The sequence below is a fragment of the Rhodococcus sp. PAMC28707 genome, from assembly GCF_004795915.1.
In the GTDB taxonomy this organism is placed as follows: Bacteria; Actinomycetota; Actinomycetes; order Mycobacteriales; family Mycobacteriaceae; genus Rhodococcoides.
The window spans coordinates 1,499,367-1,515,846 of the sequence record NZ_CP039253.1; the positions used below are offsets into that span (position 1 = coordinate 1,499,367).

General features: G+C 60.7%; 12 protein-coding genes. 7 read left to right on the forward strand and 5 right to left on the reverse strand.

Annotated elements, in window-relative coordinates; all coding sequences use genetic code 11:
* Positions 1-63: 63 nt before the first annotated feature.
* Genes E5720_RS06820 through E5720_RS06830 form a run of 3 tightly spaced genes read left to right on the forward strand, consistent with a single transcriptional unit; the run spans position 64 to position 3,700 of the window.
* A complete protein-coding gene (locus E5720_RS06820) occupies positions 64-1,794 on the forward strand; it encodes a cholesterol oxidase substrate-binding domain-containing protein (RefSeq protein WP_136170020.1) in 1,731 nt (576 codons plus the stop codon).
* Entirely contained in the window at positions 1,791-2,960 is a 1,170-nt protein-coding gene (locus tag E5720_RS06825) for an NADH:flavin oxidoreductase (RefSeq protein WP_136170021.1), read from the forward strand. The genes E5720_RS06820 and E5720_RS06825 overlap by 4 nt, the downstream gene beginning before the upstream one ends.
* Complete coding sequence (locus E5720_RS06830; RefSeq protein WP_136170022.1) at positions 2,957-3,700, forward strand: glucose 1-dehydrogenase; 744 nt, start codon at positions 2,957-2,959, stop codon at positions 3,698-3,700. Before E5720_RS06825 ends, E5720_RS06830 begins: the two co-directional genes overlap by 4 nt.
* A 334-nt stretch (positions 3,701-4,034) precedes the next feature.
* Here the strand turns inward: E5720_RS06830 and E5720_RS06835 are convergent, their stop codons facing one another.
* Together E5720_RS06835 and E5720_RS06840 are read right to left on the reverse strand one after the other, a co-directional pair.
* Positions 4,035-4,790, reverse strand: a complete 756-nt coding sequence (locus tag E5720_RS06835) for an IclR family transcriptional regulator C-terminal domain-containing protein (protein WP_136170023.1) — start codon at positions 4,788-4,790, stop codon at positions 4,035-4,037.
* Complete coding sequence (locus E5720_RS06840) at positions 4,787-6,238, reverse strand: APC family permease (protein ID WP_247596200.1); 1,452 nt, start codon at positions 6,236-6,238, stop codon at positions 4,787-4,789. Before E5720_RS06840 ends, E5720_RS06835 begins: the two co-directional genes overlap by 4 nt.
* Before the next feature lie 376 nt (positions 6,239-6,614).
* Here E5720_RS06840 and E5720_RS06845 point away from each other — a divergent pair, with 376 nt between their 5' ends.
* The 4 genes from E5720_RS06845 to E5720_RS06860 all read left to right on the forward strand — a co-directional run bounded on the left by E5720_RS06845 (position 6,615) and on the right by E5720_RS06860 (position 12,154).
* Positions 6,615-8,120, forward strand: coding sequence for an aldehyde dehydrogenase family protein (locus E5720_RS06845; protein ID WP_136170024.1), 1,506 nt, complete (start codon positions 6,615-6,617; stop codon positions 8,118-8,120).
* Positions 8,121-8,292: 172 nt separating this feature from the next.
* Positions 8,293-9,753, forward strand: coding sequence for an APC family permease (locus tag E5720_RS06850; protein ID WP_136170025.1), 1,461 nt, complete (start codon positions 8,293-8,295; stop codon positions 9,751-9,753).
* A complete protein-coding gene (locus E5720_RS06855) occupies positions 9,750-11,687 on the forward strand; it encodes a primary-amine oxidase (protein ID WP_136170026.1) in 1,938 nt (645 codons plus the stop codon). The genes E5720_RS06850 and E5720_RS06855 overlap by 4 nt, the downstream gene beginning before the upstream one ends.
* Positions 11,688-11,689: 2 nt before the next feature.
* The gene (locus tag E5720_RS06860) at positions 11,690-12,154 is read left to right on the forward strand and encodes a hypothetical protein (protein WP_136170027.1); all 465 of its coding nucleotides are present in this window, start codon (positions 11,690-11,692) and stop codon (positions 12,152-12,154) included.
* Here E5720_RS06860 and E5720_RS06865 read toward each other — a convergent pair.
* The 3 genes from E5720_RS06865 to E5720_RS06875 all read right to left on the reverse strand — a co-directional run bounded on the left by E5720_RS06865 (position 12,126) and on the right by E5720_RS06875 (position 16,356).
* Entirely contained in the window at positions 12,126-12,914 is a 789-nt protein-coding gene (locus E5720_RS06865; protein WP_136170028.1) for an SDR family oxidoreductase, read from the reverse strand. The genes E5720_RS06860 and E5720_RS06865 overlap by 29 nt on opposite strands.
* A gap of 164 nt (positions 12,915-13,078) precedes the next feature.
* The gene (locus E5720_RS06870) at positions 13,079-14,797 is read right to left on the reverse strand and encodes a hypothetical protein (RefSeq protein ID WP_136170029.1); all 1,719 of its coding nucleotides are present in this window, start codon (positions 14,795-14,797) and stop codon (positions 13,079-13,081) included.
* Complete coding sequence (locus tag E5720_RS06875) at positions 14,794-16,356, reverse strand: long-chain-fatty-acid--CoA ligase (protein ID WP_136170030.1); 1,563 nt, start codon at positions 16,354-16,356, stop codon at positions 14,794-14,796. Before E5720_RS06875 ends, E5720_RS06870 begins: the two co-directional genes overlap by 4 nt.
* Positions 16,357-16,480 lie beyond the last annotated feature (124 nt).

The window sequence follows — 16,480 nt, forward strand, 5'->3', positions numbered from 1 at the left end:
GTCAATCGTCTATCGTCTATTGTGGTGCCGCTGGCACCGTAATACTGCAATAGGGGTAACTGCATGGTCGAACAAAACGTACACGGGTCGCTGTCGCGGCGCCGCTTCTTCGGCGCTGCGGCCGCCACCGCGGTAGCAGCCGCAGTCGCGGGGTCCCAATGGTCGCTCGCCGCTGCTGCACCGGTCGGCGAGGCCTCGCTCACGGTGCCGCCCGAGTTCCCCGGGGGAATCGACCTCTATCAGCAGAGCTACGTGAACTGGTCCAAAGAGATCGTCTTCGACCACGTCTGGACATGCGCACCGCGGGGTGAAGGCGAGGTGGTGACGCTGGCCAACTGGGCCGCGAAGCACGGCTACACGCTACGAGCACGCGGCTCCATGCACGGCTGGAGTCCGTTGACGGTGGTCCCCGGATACCCCGTCGACAAGGTAGTTCTCCTCGACACGACCACGCACCTGATCGGCGTGAGCGTGGATCCGACGGGGTCCCCTGCCACGGTGACCGCTCAGGGTGGCGCGAGCCTGCTGTCCATATTGACCGCACTCGAAGGCCACGGACTGGGTTGGTCGAGTATCCCGGCCATCGGCGACATCACCATCGGCGGCGCTCTCGCTATCGACGCGCACGGCGCCACCCCTCCAGCCGACGGAGAAAGTGCAGTCCCCGGAACCAGCTTCGGTACCGTCAGCAATCTTGTCACCGCCCTGACGGCTGTGGTCTGGGACGATTCCGTAGGAGAATACGTCGCGCGGGCCTTCATCCGTTCCGACCCGGCCATTCGCCCACTGCTCACTCACCTGGGCCGCACCTTCATCACCTCGGTGACGCTCCAGGCAGGCGCCGACAAACGCCTCCGATGTCTCAGCACCTTCGACGTCGGCTGGCAGGAACTGTTCGCCCCGGCGGGTTCCCCGGGTCGGACTTTCGAGAAGTATCTCGCCGAGTTCGGAAGCGTCGAAGCCATCTGGTTCCCGTTCACCCAGGAGCCGTGGCTCAAAATATGGAGCGACGAACCGAACCGGCCGGAACAATCACGGGAAGTGACCGGACCGTACAACTACGCGTTCTCCGATATGATCCCCGAGCCGCTCACCGACGGGCTGGGTGTAGTGGCGACACAGCTCGCGGCCGGCACACCTGCATTCGGCGCGTCGCAGCTCGACGCAGTCAAGGCGGGCATGGCACTCACCGGTACCGCCGACATCTGGGGCACATCGAAGAACGTCCGCTTGTACCTGCGCGCGACCACACTGCGAGTGACCGCGGGCGGAGGCGTGGTGCTCGCACTCAGGTCCGATGTCGCCACGATCATCCACGACATGACCAACTGGATCGACGAGCGGCTCACGCATTACAGCTCACTGGGTCAGTACCCGGTCAACGGCCCTTTCGAGGTGCGCTTGTGTGGACTCGACAAAGATGCGGATGTGTCCGTGGAAAGCTCGGGCCCGCCGTCTCTTTCAGCGTTGTCCCCGGTTCCCGGCCATCCGGAATGGGACACGGCAATCTGGCTGAACGTGGTCTCTTTCCCCGGCACGCCAGGCATGCATGCATTCTTCCGCGAAATGGAGCTGTGGATGCATGGACACTATTGCGGTTCACTCGGCACTATGCGGCCCGAATACTCGAAGGGCTGGGCGTTCACCAACGACCAGTCACACGCCGACACCGAGTTTCTGACCCGAACACTCCCCTCCCGGTACCCCGAGTGGGAGTCCGCCTCCGCAGCATTCGACGAGTTCGACCCACGAAGAATCTTCCGAAACCCCTTCCTCGACAAGGTAATGCCATGAAAATATTCGAAACTGCCGACCTCGGCCCCCTCACGCTACGTAACCGTGTCATCAAAGCCGCGACCTTCGAAGGACGCACCCCGGAAGCTCTGGTGACCGATGAGCTGATCGATTTCCACCGAGCCGTCGCTGCCGGCGGTGCCGCCATGACCACCGTCGCCTACTGCGCATCCTCGCCCGAGGGCAGAACCGACCGCCATCAGATTTGGATGCGCCCGGAAGCTGTTGCAGGACTCACCCGTCTGACCGAAGCCGTCCACGCCGAGGGCGCCGCCATCTCCGCTCAGATCGGGCACGCGGGACCGGTTGCGAACTCGCAATCCAACCGTGCGACGGCATTGGCCTCTTCGTGGCAGATCAGCCCTCTGAGCATGCGGCTGACGAGGACAGCGAGCGCATCCGACCTCGATCGCATCGTCGCCGATCATGCCCGCGCAGCCAGAATCGCCGTGCAGTCCGGATTCGATGCTGTCGAACTGCATTTCGGGCACAACTATCTCGTCAGCTCATTTCTCAGCCCAGCGCTGAACCACAGGTCCGACCAGTTCGGCGGGAGCCTCGAAAACCGGGCGCGCGTCGCACGGGCCGTAGCCTCGGCCGTGCGCGCCGAAGTAGGAACCGAGATCGCCGTCACCGCGAAGTTGAACATGGACGACGGAGTCCCGGGCGGCTTCTGGCTCGACGAGAGCCTCCAGGTTGCCCAGTGGCTGGAAAGCGACGGCTCGCTCGATGCGCTCGAGTTGACCGCAGGTAGTTCGCTGAAGAACCCGATGTACCTCTTTCGCGGAGATGTACCGTTACGCGACTTCGCGGCGTCGTTCCCACAACCGCAGCGAGCCGGTATCCGCATGGTGGGCAGCAAGTTCTTGCGCACTTACCCCTACAAAGAGGCTTATCTGCTCGAACAGGCACGCCAGTTCCGCAGTGCAGTGGACCTCCCGCTCATCCTTCTCGGCGGTATATCCACGCGGGAAACGATGGACCTCGCCATGACCGAAGGATTCGAGTTCGTGGCGATGGCGCGCGCACTTCTGCGTGAACCGGATTTGATCAACAGGATGCAGAAAGAGGAAGTCACTTCCTCTCTCTGCATACATTGCAATCGCTGTATGCCCACCATCTACAGCGGCACGCGCTGTGTCCTCGTACAAGAAGGAACTCGATGAATCGCTTGGCCGGACGCGTCGCATTGGTAAGCGGCGCAGCACGCGGAATGGGCCTGGCCCACGCTGCCGCGATGATCGCCGAGGGCGCAAAAGTTGTCCTGGGCGACATCCTCGACGAGGAAGGCGCTTCGGCAGCAAGCGAATTGGGCGACGCCGCACACTACATGCATCTCGACGTCACCTCGGAAGACAGCTGGGCCGAGGCCGTCGCAGCGACCACCGAGAAGTTCGGACCGGTCACAGTTCTGGTCAACAACGCCGGCATAGTAGGCGGCAACCTGATCACCGCCTACGAAACCACCGAGTGGCAGCGCATTCTCGACATCAACCTCACCGGAACGTTTCTCGGTATCCGAGCCTGCGCCCAATCGATGATCGACGCAGGTGGCGGCTCGATCATCAACATCTCCTCCGTCGAAGGGTTCCGCGGTAGTCCTGGACTGCACGGTTACACCGCCACGAAGTTCGCAGTGCGCGGCCTGACGAAATCCGTGGCGCTCGAGCTGGCGCCGAAGAAGGTACGGGTCAACTCCATTCACCCCGGCTTCGTTCACAGCCCGATGACCGAAGGCATCCCCGAAGACTTCCTACAGATCCCACTCGGTCGTGGCGGCAATGCCTCCGAAGTGTCCTCGATGGTCGTCTTCCTGGCCAGTGAAGAGTCCTCCTACTCCACCGGATCCGAGTTCATCGTCGACGGCGGGCTGATGGCAGGCGTCCCACATCGCACCTTCGACTGAGTTGCCTGGTACACCGGCGGGTGCACAGTGCGCCCGCCGGTCAGGACGTCTTAGTAGCTGCGGTTGATCTCGCGTGCACGGGTTACGCGACGCAGTGGATCAAGTTCGAGAGCGACAACGCCACCTCTGCGCACCTCCATACTCCCCGACAGATGGGTCCTACGAGCGACGGCGTTGTAGCTGTATCGGTAAGAACGATTGTCGGGATAATTCATGACCGGACATGTTTTCTCCTACTGACTCCGAGCGGCAGTAAGCCGTTGTAAAGAAACGATAGGAAAGTCCCGAACAAACCGGTATCGGTGAACCTACCGATACCGGTTTCTCCTCGCGGTCAAGCCAAAAGTGGAGAAAGTTGCTGGGCGTGCTCGCGCAAGGAGGGTAAGCACCGTCGCAACGCAACCGCATTCGACGCGCTACCGGACAGTGCGAGGCCGGCAACCAGAGAACCGGACTGCGACCTGATCGGCACTGCCAGGCACGCGGTATCGTCGTCGATTTCGCCGGTCTGAACGGCAAAACCATCGACTCGCACATTCCGTAAATGTGTCTCGAGTTCGCTTCGAGTTACTATCGTCGAACGTGTCAATGCGGTCGGCCCTGTCGGCGGCAGTGCAGCAATGGGATCACTCTTCTCCGCAAGCAGTAGCTTCCCCAGCGCAACCGCGTGCAGGTTCCGATTCAAGAACGACTCGTCGTGCGGCATCGGGTACTCCGGGTCATTGTCTGCGATACGAAGTGCCGAGTTCGTGAAGTAAGCCAGGTGTACACCGAATCTGACGGTCATACGGAAGTCAGCAAGAACTTCGCGCGCAGCTGTGCAGACTGTTGGGGTTACTGCGGCATCGATCAGCACCGAGATCTTGTGACCCAGCGCAAAGCCCGATAAATCGGGAAGCCTGACCAGGTACCCCTCCCCTGCCAGGATGTTGAGTAGTCGGTACGTAGTCGCCGAGGGCATATCCAGTACCGCTGCGACGTCCTTGGCCGTCACCCCGGCACCTGCGCGGGCTACCGCCTCGAGCACGCGTAGCGCACTCTGCACAGCCTTGGGTTGGCGGCCCGAGAACGAGCTGTCGTTACCGCTCACCTCCGAACCTCCCACGGCCGGTAACTCGTCAAGATATCGTCTGCGGTTGTTTCGTCGTACACGCCGACGCGGGCGCGTGCCTCACTGCCGCGTCGAGCACGCACGAAGAAGACCCCATACCCGACCGCGAGCAGCAGGATGTACACCGCCGTTCCGGCCCCTGCGATGTAGGTGCGGGACAACGCCGCCCACGTGATGAGTGCGGTGAGCATCGTTGCTGCCGCGATGCCGATCACCAGGGGTGTGCGAGTCAGCTCCCCGATTCGGCGCAGAAACAGAGGGGCAGCGACACACACGGAGATGTAGGCGATGACGTACCCGTGTGCAGACACCGTCAATAGTCCTATCAAGACCTCACGGCTCGACGAAGCCACCAATTGATACACGATCGGCACCACCACTATGACCGGGATCGACAGGAGAAGCGCCGCATGTGGAGTGTGGAAACGTGGGTGGGTGCGACCGAGAATCTTTGGCATGACGCCCTCGCGTCCCATTGCGAACAAGGTCCGCGACAACGCGGTCGTCGAGCCGAGCACGCAGGCAAACCACGAAGCAGTGATCCCCAGCTCCATCAGTACCGACAGCGCAACGGAAGCACCACCGGTGCTGTCCGGGAGGGACAGAACAATTGCCAAGTCTGTGCTTTGTTCGATGGGTGCCGGCATTTGTGCGGCCGCCGCTCCGATGTAAAGAACTCCGAGCGCGATCGGAGTCCACCTGATGGCTCTCGGCACCGCGGTCAATGGATTACGCGCTTCACGGGCGACGGTGCCTGCACTCTCGAAGCCGACGAACGATGTGATTGCCAGGAGAAGCGCGAACCCGATGTTCGACGAATGCTCGGTGGGCAGATCGACGCCAGTAGTCCTCTCGCCGACAGTATGTAGAAATGCCACAGCGAGTACCGCCGTGGCAGCGAGAATCGCAAACACCTCGACTGCCAGCGTCACCCGAGATGAAATGCTCACACCGAGAATCATCAGCGCAAGCGCCACCACCCCGACCACGGCCGCCAGCATGGAGATAGTGATTGTGCCCGTCGGCACACCGACCCGGTTCAGCAGTGCCGACAGGTAGCTCGCGGCGCCGACCACACTCGCCATTGCTGCTGCGGCGTAACCGATGATCAGGGACCAGCCGGCCCCGAACCCCGGCACTGCACCCAACCCTTTGGCTGCGTAGCTGTAGAGACCACTGACGGCGACCATTCGCTTTGCGAACTGCCCGACGCTGTAGCCGACGAATGTCATCAACATTGCGGCAGCCGCGAACACCGCGATGGTTGCCGCGCCGGCGTTCGGTATTACCAGCGCAGGCAACGTGACCATCACCGCAGATGGCGCGACAGCAGACACGGACTGGGCAAGGACTTGAACGAAAGTAAGCCGTCCGCGGCGCAGACCAGCTACCGGTGAGCTCGTTCGGATGGGCGGTCGGTCGACCACGGTTCACCTCGTTCCCGATTTGCTCGTTCCAGCCGAACATCGATGCACGCTAGCTCAACCAGGAAATAAGTATGCACCGAATGCAATGAAACTCCCGAACTCTCCAAATGGGAATTTCCTGCACCCGAAACGTTCGAAATCGGGATCGACGGCAAGGTAACCGCGGTCCACCTCGGCGAATCTTCGAAGTTCAAATGAGAAAGTCGACGAAACCCGAATGAGAATTCCACGGCGGCGAGATACCCATTCGATTTTTTGCGTGACGTGAACCACATGGACGTCCTAGTGTCTGAACCAGAGCACACCGAGTGCGTGCGGTAATTGCACCGAAAATGGTTGCCCTGTAATTCAATTCACATCAATCCGAGAGGACGCCATGACTGCAGTCGCAAGCTCTTCGATCACCCTGAGCTCGGAAGTGCGAGCCTTCATCTCGACACCGAAGCAGATGTTCATCGACGGCCGCTGGGTCGACGCCGCGTCGGGCAAGGCTTTCGAGACGATGGACCCCGCAACCGGTGAGGCCATCACCACTGTCCCGCACGGTGAAGCTCAGGACGTGGACCGTGCAGTAGCGGCAGCGCGTCGGGCATTCGACAATGACGAGTGGCGTCGAGTAACGCCTGCTCAACGACAACGACTGCTCTGGAAAATCGGTGAAGGCATTCTCGCGCGGGCCGAGCAGTTCGCGCAACTGGAGTCCATCGACAACGGCAAGTCGGTCGCCGTCGCACAGGCCGTCGACGTCACCTGGGCAGCGGAAATTTTCTTCTACTATGCAGGCTGGGCCACCAAGATCGAGGGACGCACGATTCCGGTGTCGGTTCCTTGGGTACCGGGTGGGCGATTCCACGCCTACACCCTTCGTGAGCCGGTCGGCGTGTGTGCCCAGATTGTGCCGTGGAACTTTCCGCTCGTCATGGCGGCATTCAAAGTGGCACCCGCATTGACGTGCGGAAATACAGTCATCCTGAAACCCGCCGAACAGACCCCTCTGACTGCGTTGCTACTGGCCGAGGTCATCGCGGAGGTGGGACTTCCTGATGGAGTCTTCAACGTCGTGACCGGTTTCGGGGATGCCGGTGCGGCGCTGTCCTCCCACGAGGATGTGGACAAGGTCGCCTTTACCGGTTCGACCGAGGTCGGAAAGAAAATCGTGCAAGCGGCGTCGGGGAACCTGAAGAAGGTCTCTCTCGAACTCGGCGGCAAGAGTCCGCAGGTCGTCTTCGCCGACGCCGACATGACTGCAGCCATACCAGGCGTTGCCAGTGGCTTCTTGTTCAATCATGGCCAAGCCTGCACCGCCGGAACGCGTTTACTCGTCGAAGACAGCATCTTCGAAGAATTCACTGCCGGCATAGCAGATTTCGCCCGGTCGCAGAAGATCGGCCCCGGACTCGACCCCACCAACGACATAGGTCCATTGATCTCGGCGGAACAACTCGACAAGGTAACCGGGTACATCGACGCCGGTATCGCCGACGGCGCCAGGGCCCTCACCGGCGGCAGCAGACACGGTAGCCAAGGCTTCTATGTCGAACCCACCTTGCTGGTCGACGTCGAGAACAACTTCAGTGTGTACCAGGAAGAGATATTCGGCCCGGTCGCAGTCGCAGTTCCGTTCTCCCGCAGCGAGGGTGTACGCGCAGCGGCAAACGACAGCCCTTACGGGCTTGCCGCGAGCGTGTGGACCCGAGACGTATCGAAGGCTCACGAAGTTGCCGCGGAAATCAAGGCCGGCACCGTGTGGATCAACTGCCACAACGCTTTCGACACCGCGCTTCCCTTCGGGGGATACAAGCAGTCGGGGTGGGGCAGGGAACTCGGCGAGGGTGCCATCGGTGAGTACACCCAGGGCAAGTCCGTCAATATCGCACTGTGAGTTGACCAGGTGGGGGGATGACGTGTTGCCGTCGAGAAACCGCGGATGACAATCCGTCACCCACCCCTCCAGTTTGTTTCTCGACCGACTGTGATGCGGCGGCAACCGTGTCGACAAGTTGCTATCCATTCGTGCTCTCGATCGTCACTTCATCCGAAAGATGTAAGAAAATATGACAATCAAGCCTTCTATCCCGTTGATTACCGAGCGTCAGGGCGATGCCCGAAAACTGTCCGGCAAACTTGGCCCAGGCGCGATCGTGTTCATGGTCGTCGCAGCTGCAGCACCTTTGACAGTCATTGCAGGCACCGTGCCTCTCGGTATCGCAGTCGGAAACGGTGCCGCATACCCCGCGACCTACGTGGTCTGCACAGCGATTCTTCTACTGTTCGCGGTCGGGTTCACCTCTATGTCCAAGCACGTCCCCGGTGCGGGCGCCTTCTATACCTACATAACCAAGGGAATCGGCCGTCATGCCGGACTGGGATCCGCATTTCTGGCGCTGTTGTCCTACACCGCAGTTCAGGGTGCTGTGTATGGGTACATCGGTGCCGCGGTCAACGATTTCGTCACCGCGCACGGCGGACCGGAAATCCCCTGGTATGTCTACGCAGTCGCCATAATGGCGGTCGTTGCAACATTGGGGTACCGGCATATCGATCTGTCCGGCAAAGTGCTGGGAGTACTCCTGGTCTGCGAAGTGGGAATCGTGCTCGTCATCGACGCAGCCGTCATCCTCCGGGGCGGTGGAGACACGGGTTTCTCCACAGCGGCGCTGAATCCAAGTGAATTCTTTTCCGGCGCCCCCGGAATTGCGCTGATTTTTGCCATTGCCGGATACATCGGTTTCGAAGCTACTGCGATCTTTCGTGACGAAGCGCGAGATCCTGCTCGTACCATTCCGCGCGCCACCTACACCGCACTGATCGTCATCGGCGTCTTCTACGCCATCTCCAGTTGGGCGCTGGTCAGCGCGTGGGGAGATGAAGGGGCCGTGGCCATCGCAAGCGAGAATCCGGAAGGCATGATCACCGAGACTGCGACTCGGTACGTCGGAGCTGTCGCCGGCGATCTCGTTCAGATCCTGTTGATCTCCAGCTTGTTCGCTGCTCTTCTCGCTTTCCACAACGTTCTCTCCCGTTACATCTTCTCGCTCGCCAACAGTTCGGCTCTGCCCGCTCGATGCGGTAAGGCACACGTCAAACACTCTTCGCCGTACATCGCCTCCATCGTGCAGACCGTCTCTGCGCTCGTTCTGGTTGTGGCATCCGCCCTGGCCGGACTCGATCCGGTCACCGAAGTCTTTGCCTGGTTCGTCGGTGTCTCATCGGTGGGAATCGTGGCACTGATGACCATCACCTCAGTCGCCGTCCTGGTGTACTTCCGGCGAACGAGGGTCGACCGGCGACTGTGGAACACGATTTTCGCTCCCGCTTTGGGACTGATCGGCTTGACAGTGCTCCTCGTCTTGACCATCGCAAACCTCCCTCTTCTCGTGGGCGGCTCCCGCACACTCGCGGCACTCATAGGAGTGCTGTTGGTCGGAGTGTTTCTCGGCGGCATCGCCGTTGCCGTAATCCGTCCGCAAGCAGCAGTACTCGACACCACCGAAGAGAAAGAGACCGCAAAATGACACTCCTTGACACCACCTTGGACAGCGCGACGGTGACACACCCGCTCAGTACCCTGACAGCCGACGAGATCGACATAGCCCGTACGGTTCTCGTCGATGGCGGAGCAGTTGGTGCGTCCACACGGTTTGTGTACATGGCACTCGAAGAGCCCGACAAAGCTGTCGTGCACGCATTCACCGCCGACTCGGCGATCGAACGGCGCCTACGAGTACTGCTGCTCGATCGAGCCACCGGCGTCGGAACCGACTACATCGTCTCGGTCACAAGCCGTGAGATCATCGAACAGACCTCCCTCGATGCAGGAAACGACGGCCATGTGCCCATCCTCGATGCCGAGTTCGAGGACATCGAAGCTTTCATGCTCGACAGTCGAGATTGGCTGGCTGCGATGAGTAAGCGCAGTATCGACCCGGCCAAGGTTCGAGCAGTACCGCTGTCGGCGGGCGTATTCGGACACGAGGACGAGGTCGGTCATCGCATCGTTCGGGTTCTGGCTTTCTTCCAGGAAGACGAAGCGGATCTGCCCTGGGCACATCCCATCGACGGTGTAGTGGCCTACGTGGATCTGACCGAACGCAAGGTCGTCAACGTCGTCGACGAGATGGAACTTCCCGTCCCCGCCGAGCGAGGAGAGTGGAACGCCGCGCCACATGCCTCTCCCACCCGGACCGACCTGAAACCGATCGAGATCACTCAGCCCGACGGTGCAAGTTTTACCGTCGATGGCAATGAGATCTGCTGGGCCGATTGGAAGTTCAAGTTCGGATTCGACGTGCGTGAAGGCCTGACATTGCACCAGCTGTCCTTCAACGACGACGGAACCGAACGGCCGGTCATCTATCGAGCATCCATCGCTGAAATGGTGGTGCCCTATGCAGACCCGTCGCCAGTGCGGTACTGGCAGAACTACTTCGATCAGGGCGAGTACCTGTTCGGTCGGTACACCAACGCCCTCGAACTCGGTTGCGACTGTCTCGGTGAAATCAAGTACTTCGATGTTACTGTCGCGGACGAGATGGGCCACCCGAAGCTGATGAAAAATGCCATCTGCCTTCACGAGGAGGACTACGGAATCCTCTGGAAGCACACGGATATGTTCAATGGCATGACCGAGACACGACGTTCGCGCCGGCTTGTCATCTCGTTCTTCCTCACAATCGGCAACTACGACTACGGCTTCTATTGGTACCTGTACCTCGACGGCACCATCGAATTCGAAGCCAAGGCCACCGGCATCGTCTTCACCTCCGCCTATCGCGGTGCAGAAGGATTCTCTACCGAGATGGCACCTGGACTCGGCGCTCCGTTCCACCAACACCTGTTCTCCGCCCGACTCGACATGGAGGTCGACGGACAGACGAACACTGTCACCGAGGTCGACGCCGTCCCGATACCGATGGGACCGGACAACCCGTGGGGCAACGCCTTCCGCCCACAGAAGACCACGATCACCAGTGAGTCCAACGGACAGCGACTGGCTGATAATTCCAAAGCCCGGGTATGGCACATCACCAACCCGGAAAAGAAGAACCGCCTCGGCCAAGACGTCGGTTACGCGCTACATCCCGAAGGTCAGCCGGTGCTTCTGGCCGACCCGTCGAGTTCGATCGCTGGACGTGCCGCTTTCGCGACCAAGCACTTGTGGGTCACGCCCTACGACAAGAAAGAGCGCTACCCCGCAGGCGATTTCGTCAATCAGCACCCCGGCGACAGTGGGCTTCCTACGTTCGTCGCAGGTGACCGCAACGTGGAGGCACAGGATCTTGTCCTGTGGCACACGTTCGGGCTCACACACTTCCCCCGCCCGGAGGACTGGCCCGTCATGCCCGTCGACTACGCCGGATTCAAGCTCAAGCCGGTCGGGTTCTTCGGTCGCAACCCCGCCCTGAACGTGCCAGCGTCCACGGCGAAGCATTGCTGCTCGGACGAGTGAGCATGACGTCACCGATACCCACTCGCCTCGTCTCCTGGGCGGGGCGAGTGGGTTCGATGTTGGCGGTACTATCGGCCGTCGTGCATCTGTTCGGCCTCGCCGGTCACGGACCGGCACAGACCGGCATCATTGCCGTCATGGCAGTCGGATGTCTCTACTGCGCCAAACATTTATGGTCTCGGCCGCGAACTCGAGATTGGGCGCTCGTCGCAACGATGAGTATCGGTATGATCGCGATTCATCAAAATATGAGCATGCCCGGTGGGCACGCAGGTCATCACAGCGACGGGTCTGCCGCGCCGTCGACCATGTCGATGCCCATGTCCTCTGCTGCCATCCTCATCGCCTGTGTGGAGGCATTGTTCGCCACGACAGTCCTCTTCGCGACGACTAGTACGACCCCACTTCTTCTACGGCAGAGCACAGTGCGCACACCTCTCATGACCGCAGGTACGACGCACCGTTGATGTCGAGGACCGTGCCCGAGGACCACATGGCTTCGGGTGAGGCAAGGTAGACGACACCGGCTGCGACGTCCTCGGGGGTTCCGACGCGGCCGAACGGGCTCTGGTCACGGATCGCATCTCCCGTCGGGCCTTCCAGCTTGGTGTGCTGTCGCTCGGTGGCGATGAAGCCGGGCGCCACCGAGGTCACGCTGATTCGATGCGGAGCCAACGCCAACGCCATCGACTGCCCGAACGCATGCAAGGCCGCCTTACCAGCGCCGTACGCCGGGTGCTCGGGCTCACCCCGAAACGCACCTCGCGAGCCCACATTCACGATCGCTCCCGGCGCTTGTCGCTCTATCAGGTGGTTGGCCACAGCCCAGGTCACGTTGGCTGCACCCAGTAGGTTGACGTCGACCATGGTTCTCCAACTCGATACCCACTCGTCGTACGACGTCTCCGCCACCGAGTGACGGTTGCGCTCCGACGGCGCCACAGCCGCGTTGCACACCAAAACGTCCAGTGCTCCGCCGACACCCGCGATCGCCTCCGAGACGAGTGACAGCGCAGCCTGAGGATCCGCCAGGTCGCCCTGCACGAGCGCATGCCCCTCGCCGGGAAGCTGCCGGAGTGTCTCCTCGGCCTCTTCCCTGCCTGTCCGATAATGCACGGCGACGCGATCGCCACGCTCGGCGAACGCCTGCGCGACGGCGCGTCCGATGCCCCGCGAAGCGCCTGTCACCAACACGCCTCTGGCCGGACGGAATGCAAGGTCTGTCATGACTGAACAGATTGCCCCCGCCACCTGTCCAATTCAACTTCGGCGGTGTTGGGACTGCCCCCGCTTTCGTTGCCATCTGATCTGTGAAGATCGCTTTTCACCAAATGAGGAGCCGAAGATGCTGCGCGGTGAGATGCAGCCACGGCTATCCGCTGCCGTCGGTTTCAATCTGCTGAGATCACCCGCTCGTTCAGGAAGTCGATCAACGAGTGGCTTACTACCTCAGGTCGGCCGTTGTTTTGATTCCACGCCGCCGTCACCAGGTCCAAGTGGTTGTAACCGGGTGCGTCCACTCTGGTACCGGCTCCCACCGACGTGGTGCCGAGGGAATCCAAGCCGGCAGCGAAGCCAGTTTCACCTGCATCGACGTAGATCACCTTCGCCTGGGGCGTCACGTCGTATCGCAGATTTACCAAATCGCCAGTGCGATCACCAGTATTGGAGGCGAGGGTTTCGGTCAACAAGCGGGTCGGGAAGTACCATTCCAGACCGTCTACGACAGCATTGGACCACGTTCTGGAAAATTGGGAGATATCGGTGACCTCACTCTCCCTCGTGGTGAACACATCACCGTCGACGGTTTCGATGCCTGCACGTGGGACCTGGTCGTAGGTCGTCCAGCCGACTGCACTGTTGCCGGCTGCAGGCGACACCGACTTGTTACCGCCGAGGATGCCTGCGAATGCAGCACCGCTCCCATAGGGAAGGGGAAACTGCTTGGGTGCAGTCGGAGAATCGAAGCTGCCGATGCTCACCCGCCCGAACCCGATCGGCATCGAATTGTCGTCCAGAACCAGGCCAACGGCTGCAGAGTTCGAATAGGGTCGAGTCCGCAGATCAGGCTGTCCGAGAAGGAAGTCGAGATAGTTCGGAGCTGACACCGCACGAGCTCCGAGCTGAGCGACAAGATCCTGTTGGATATTGGGCAGGATGGTGCTTGCGGCTCCAGGGTCGATACTCGCTGCCGACAACATCGATGACAGCATCGTGAAGGTGGCTTCGGACAACGGAATGTAGGGCAAGGCGTTGTTCAACGGTTGTACTGTTGCGGCCAAGTTCCCGGGTAGCGCACTGCCGACCAATCCGGACAGAGCGGCGAAGGTCGAATCGGCAACATCCATGCGGGAATCCAGAACGAAGTATCCGGCGCACTGGTCGTATCCGGGTGTGCCGTCGAAGTCCCAGTTGGCGAATGCGCCTGTCGTCAAACCGCCGAGTGAATGCCCCCCACACATCGTCCGGGTTTTGCGGTAGTTCGGAGACAACTGTTGCATGACCGTGAATTGGTCTTCGAGAGTCTGCTGCAGTCCGATAGTGCCGAGGAATGCAGTGTCGACCGAAGCCGCCGGGGAGTGCCGGACTCCGTCGATTTCCTGGCCACGACCGTAGTAGCCGAACGCAAGATTCGGATCCTGTCGGTCTGCGGCAGCAACGAGTCCGCGATGATCTTCCAGACAATTAGCTCGCCGATCCAAGACCCACACTTCGACGTACTGTTCACGCTCTCCTGCTGCGCGTACAGTATTGCGCGCCAAAGGCTCGGCTGAGCCTGCACCCTCGAGATATCCAGGCATCGTGACGAACACCGACGCCGAATCTTCCGAATTGTCTGGTCCATTTGTCGAACGGAAACGTGTGTAACCCAATCGATCACACTGCGAGGGCCGCTGCCCCGCAGCCGCAGGCAGGGGATCTTCGAAACTGACGTAACTTGCTTGGACTCCCCCGTCGTCGGAATCGTTGGAGGGGAGGAAAATCTCCGTGCGGCCCGCGAATTGTTCGGGCAGTGGGACCGCGTGCGCAGGTGCAACAGGAAGCAACACCATGGCGCACAGTGCGGCAGCAAGCCCGAAACGTCGGGGCGCGGTGCGGTGCTCGATCACGTCGACGGTGCCGATACCGGATCACTCGTGAAGGTCTCGGTCAATCGGTCACGCAGTTTGTGCTTGAGGATCTTCCCCGATGGATTACGTGGGATCTCGGCGATCACCAGTTCGCGTGGAAGCTTGTAATTCGAGATCAGCTTGCTTGCCCCCTCCCGAAGGTCCTCCAGGGTAATTTCGCAGCCAGGCAAGGGGGTGACGATTGCGACGATAGTTTCGCCGTACTCTTCGTTCTTCCGGCCCACCACCGCGCAGTCGGCTACGCCGGCGAGTCCTGCGAGTGCACTCTCGACCTCGACGGAGTAAACATTGCGACCACCCGTGATGATCATGTCCTTCATGCGGTCGACCAGGGTGATGTAGCCGTCGCTGTCGACATTGGCGAGGTCCCCGGTGTGCAGCCACCCGTCTCGAATTGCATCTGCGGTCTCCGCAGGCTTGTTCCAGTAACCCTTCATGACCGTTTCGCCCTGCATGATCAGCTCACCGGTGGAGCCTGCAGGAACGTCCTTGCCTTCTGGATCCACTACGCGCACAACGGTAGCCAGTAAACTCGACCGTCCACTCGCCGAAGGCTTGGCCCTCACTTCTGCCGGTCGACTGTAAATCCCGCCCGGACCACCCTCGGTCTGTCCGCATGCTTGATACAGCTCGACCTGAGGTAGGGCTTCCAGCAGGCGTTCGACTGCAGCTGCGGGCATCGGTGCCGCACCGAAGATACCTGTGCGCCAAGAGGACAAGTCGCGTTTGCCAAGATCAGGTTGCCGAAGCAGAAGCTGGTACATCGTCGGGACGCCGAAGAATCCGGTGATCTTTTCGGACTCGAACACCTCCAGTACCGCGGCGGGATCGAACGCAGGAAGGATGACGTGAGTAGCCCCCACCATCGTCCCTGGAATCAACATCATCGTCAGCTCCGCGGCATGGTAGAGCGGCGCGACGTGGAGCAATCGATCCCCGTCCGTGATCCCGAACAAGCTCGTGATGCTCACACCGACCCAAATGGTCCGATGATGATCGAAAAGCGCACCCTTCGGCTTACCCGTGGTGCCCGAGGTATAGAGGATCAGCGAATCGTCGGTCTCCAGAACCTGCATGTCAGGGTGCTCAGTGGTTTCCTGCTCTGCCAACTCGGCGAGACTCGGATAGCCCTCGACCACACCGAGCGCCAGGAGCAGGACCTGTGCGTCATCGTTGGGCGATGCTTCCGTCATCTCGTGCACCACAGCGGCGACCGTCGAGTCGAAGGCAAGAACCGTGGCACCGGAGTCCTCGAGCAGATACCGCAGCTCGGGTGGAGCCGATCTGGGATTGATCGGCACTACGACAGCACCGAGCTTCACGGCGGCGTAGAACGCGATCACGAACCGATCGGAATTGCCTGCCATCAAGGCGAATCGGTCACCCTTGGTCAACCCAACTTTCGCGAGTGCGTGCGCAGCCCGATTCACCTCGGCGTCGAGCTCTCTGTAGGTGCGCCTGGTGTCGCCGTAGACCAGAGCGGTCCGGTCCGGGCACCGCTGTGCACTTGTCGTGAGGGCACTCCCAATTGTCGGCATGTACATCTCCCAGTAACGTAGATCACACGTGAATTTGCAATCACGACCATAGCGTTGAAAAACCGGTCATGCAATGGATCTTTGGAGTATAAGTAAATTATAATTAGTTTCAATGGCAAGCTTC